Consider the following 3903-nt stretch of genomic DNA (forward strand, 5'->3'; position numbering starts at 1 on the left):
CTCATTATATACTAATTTATGGGCAAAGCTAGATGCAGGAAATTAAGTTAACAATATGTGTTTGGTGGGATGCATACAAATTGCAAGGCAATACAGGAGAACTTCATTTTAATTATCTTAGTTTTTATGCTATCAAATTTCTTAATATCCCAATTAGAAATATTAAGAACATTGATTTTGGAGAAATTAAATTGGTGTCAAACCATCTAATGGATAATATGACTATTGGTGGACCTGCATTTAAATCTACTGAAAAACAAAAAGAAGAAGATAAAAGATTAAGACAAAATGTTCTTAAAGAGTATAAAATTGAAATCCTTGGGGAAAAATTGATACCCTATTTCGAAGGAAAGTACCAAGTATTTAATTTCAACAAAAAAGAGAGTAGATAAAGTACGCTGACAACAAGATAAAAACAGGAATTAAATGGCCGGAGAAACAGATATCTCTAAATTACTAAAAAGAATGACTCCTAAACTGAATAAAGGAGAATACGTTTTTTCTACTGTAACAGATTTAAGTAAGATTAGCCGAAATGATACTGTATGTGAATTTCAAGAATTGGAAGGAACAACTATTGTTATTGAAAGAAAAAAAGCAGAGGAGTTAAACTTACGCTATGATTATATTGCTTCTTGGATTACTCTAATGATTCACTCCTCTCTAGACGCAGTAGGTTTAACTGCTATATTTTCCACAGAATTGGCGAAAAATAATATTAGCTGCAATGTAATTGCTGGGTATTATCACGATCATATTTTCGTTGATAAAAAAGACACAGATAAAGCAATTCAAGTTCTAACAGCGTTATCCAGAAATCATCAATAAAAACAACTGCCAAAATTATATTAGAAAACTTTCTTACACTTATACCTCCACTTTTTATAAGAAAGAAAGCCTTGCATTTTAAAAAAGGGAGAGAGGCTTCATTTTTAACTATTACGATGAGAGTTTGCCTAAATACCACCTTGATGAAAAGGTACGGAAAAATATATAATTGTCTTTGTCGATATTTTTATGAACCTTGCGAAATATTAAAATCATAAACAACTCAATACTAGAATGTCCAGATTAGTTTTTGCAATCCTATTTTTCACTATACCATTTACTTCATTTTCTAAAGAAGCCATTAAAATAGATACTATAGAACAACCATTATATAGACCGCTTATTGAAAGGTATATATTGGATGAGATAAAAAATTTAAGAGAAGAAAATCAAAGCCTAAGAGCACAAGTTACCAAACAGATTGCCGAAGCAAAATTAGAGTCATCAGACAGAGCAATTGATTATACTACAAGTACCGTAAATAACATTTTTTACATCATAACAGCAGCAGCTTCCTTGTTGGTACTTTTGGGCTGGCGTTCTTTGAATGATATAAAAAATAGTCTAAAGATTGATACGGCAAAAAAGATTCAAACGCTAACTTCAGACTATGAAGATCGTTTACAACAGATTGAAGTAAAAATGAAAGAGCGTTCTAAAGTAATCATAGAAACGCAAAAAAATATTACAGATACAAATTCGATCCACTCTCTATGGATGCGTGCTGGGCTAGAAAAAGGGGATGAGGATAAGATTTCGGTTTATGATGAAATTTTAAGTATAAAACCGGATGATATTGAAGCAATGACCTATAAGGCTGATGCACTATTAGAAATAGGAGAAGTACGTTGGGCATTAGATCTTGCAAATAATGCTATTGAGCTAGATAATGAGTACGCTTTGGCATACTGGCAACGAGCTTGTGCATATTCTAAAATGGATAAACATGCCGAAGCATTAAAAGATATAAAAACGGCAATAGAATTGTCTGACACCTTGGAAGAGGAAATACTAAATGAAAAGCATTTTGAAAATCTACATGATAATAAAGCCTTTAAACATTTAATTCCGCAATCTGAATTATAAAAAACTTTAACAATTATTAGTCAATTTTCTCAGAATAACCTCATAAGGTCTGAAACGGAAAATACTAGCAGCAAAGTCAGGCCCGCCTTAACGGAACGGGCAGGCCCGCCTAAACCGATTTAAATCTCCATTAGGGAGCAGACAACAAAAGGTAAGCGTAAACAACATGGAAGTCAGCAAACTACTCTTTCTCGCTTTTTGCAATTAATATTAACACTAAATTAAAAAACACCTATGAGTCCTAAATTCAATTTTATAAAATCAAGTCTAATTTTATTAATATTCACCATCTCGCTATCGAGTTGTTCTTCCTCAAAAAGGGTAGAAGAAAAGACCGCAGATCTAAAAGACTTTAAAGTAATTGTGACCAAAACCGATGATGGAATAAAACTACAAAGCGTTACGGGAAGTGCTTGGATTGATTTGGCTTTTCGCATTAATCACAACCAGGAACAAGCAATTGACGAATATGGAATGACGGAATTAAACAAAGTTTCCTCGGAGAAAAATAAAGATCTTGCAGATTATTTATTCACCATATCCAAAACAGAAAATAAAATTATGCTAAAAGGTGTTGAAGGAACGGCTTGGACGGAATTGAGTTTCTACCTAGACAAAGACGGAAAACAAGCTTTTAATCAGTTTGGTATGACCAACCTGAACTAGAAGTTTAATACTCAAGTAATTCTCTATTCAAAAATAGACCGTTTCCGAAAATCTGAATTTAGATAACATAGCTATGGAAGTTCTTTTTATGGAAATTTGCAATTTTGTATTTAATCAAATCTAGCTTCACATTGGCCACTTTAGTAATAAAACTCCACACCTAAACCAATATCCATTCTTATAAAACTATTCCTGTAATTAAAATAAAATCTTAGCGATATCATTTTAAATAGAAATCACCTTTCCCTACTCATATTTCTCAGCTATACTTTAATTTTCAGCCAAGAGAAAAACTGTGACTGCTTAGATGAACTCAATAATGTCTCCAAACATATTGAAAATGCTAAAAGCTATAAGAAGCAAATAAAAAAGGAGAACAGAGAAGCAGATTTTAAATCCTGGAAAGAGGAGATAAAGCGAGAAATAAAAAACGATAGTTTAAGCACATTTTATTGCGTTGGCTATTTACAAAAATATATGTCCTTTATAAATGACCGGCATAATCAGATCTATTTAGAGCCAGATAAAAAAACTTTTAATGTACCCAACTATCCAAAATTTATAGATACTACGCTTAATAGCACCGATAGCATTTCAGGCATATATTATGCAGGGAGCGACAAGATTTTATTGCAAAAAAAAACTAATAATCTGTGGTATGGCATCACCTTAGCATCCGATTCAGAGGAGTGGACAAAAGGTAAAATTAGATTGAGAATCAACAAAACACCAAATGGGAATTTTGAGATTTTTGAATATTTTAAAAATGGATTGTTATGGTATCAAAAAAATATTAAAATTTCAGACGGCAGAATGACATCTACCTTTTGGAATAAAGATGACAACTACTATTTCAACAAAAATCACAGAGAAAACTTTACGTACACCTCCCTAAACCCAACTTTTGATTATATCGGTATTAAGACGCTAAGAAGAACCAATAAACTAATTAATGAAGCGGATAGATTTTACAGCAATACGTTGGATAAATTAACTAAGAAAAACCTTACTCTAGACCTAAGAAACAATGGTGGTGGGTCCATTAATCAAGCAAAACCATTGCTAAAATCATTGAAAAGGAACAAAACAATTCAGAACATCTATGTTCTAATAAATTTTAAAACTGCCAGTGCTGCAGAATTAATGGCATTACAACTAAAAGAAGATAAACGAACCATTTTGGCAGGTGAAAATTCTAAAGGCATGCTGGCATACGGTTACGGAAATAGTGGAGTGTCTACCTTTGATGGCACTAATTTATTAAGTCCGTAATAAGTATATTTGAGTTATGGCAAAACAGTATGATAATGAATTCAAGGTTAT

Annotated in this window: 5 protein-coding genes; all 5 read left to right on the forward strand. The window is 32.0% G+C overall.

What is annotated here, in order from left to right:
• Positions 1 to 32 precede the first annotated feature (32 nt).
• Positions 33 to 392 (forward strand): hypothetical protein, encoded by a 360-nt coding sequence (locus H344_RS0116560; protein WP_026811295.1) that lies wholly within the window; start codon positions 33 to 35, stop codon positions 390 to 392.
• Between the two features lie 34 nt (positions 393 to 426).
• Positions 427 to 828 (forward strand): ACT domain-containing protein, encoded by a 402-nt coding sequence (locus H344_RS0116565; RefSeq protein ID WP_026811296.1) that lies wholly within the window; start codon positions 427 to 429, stop codon positions 826 to 828.
• A gap of 234 nt (positions 829 to 1062) precedes the next feature.
• Positions 1063 to 1914, forward strand: coding sequence for a tetratricopeptide repeat protein (locus H344_RS0116570; protein ID WP_026811297.1), 852 nt, complete (start codon positions 1063 to 1065; stop codon positions 1912 to 1914).
• Between the two features lie 234 nt (positions 1915 to 2148).
• A complete protein-coding gene (locus H344_RS0116575; protein ID WP_026811298.1) occupies positions 2149 to 2580 on the forward strand; it encodes a hypothetical protein in 432 nt (143 codons plus the stop codon).
• A 477-nt stretch (positions 2581 to 3057) separates the two neighbouring features.
• The gene (locus H344_RS20690; protein WP_051254380.1) at positions 3058 to 3852 is read left to right on the forward strand and encodes a S41 family peptidase; all 795 of its coding nucleotides are present in this window, start codon (positions 3058 to 3060) and stop codon (positions 3850 to 3852) included.
• The last annotated feature ends 51 nt before the right edge of the window (positions 3853 to 3903 follow it).

This window comes from Arenibacter latericius DSM 15913 (genome assembly GCF_000424985.1).
In the GTDB taxonomy this organism is placed as follows: domain Bacteria; phylum Bacteroidota; class Bacteroidia; order Flavobacteriales; family Flavobacteriaceae; genus Arenibacter; species Arenibacter latericius.

Coding starts and splice junctions, on each gene's coding strand:
- H344_RS0116560 (WP_026811295.1), top strand. CDS start 33: ATGCAGGAAATTAAGTTAACAATATGTGTTTGGTGGGATGCATACAAA.
- H344_RS0116565 (WP_026811296.1), top strand. CDS start 427: ATGGCCGGAGAAACAGATATCTCTAAATTACTAAAAAGAATGACTCCT.
- H344_RS0116570 (WP_026811297.1), top strand. CDS start 1,063: ATGTCCAGATTAGTTTTTGCAATCCTATTTTTCACTATACCATTTACT.
- H344_RS0116575 (WP_026811298.1), top strand. CDS start 2,149: ATGAGTCCTAAATTCAATTTTATAAAATCAAGTCTAATTTTATTAATA.
- H344_RS20690 (WP_051254380.1), top strand. CDS start 3,058: ATGTCCTTTATAAATGACCGGCATAATCAGATCTATTTAGAGCCAGAT.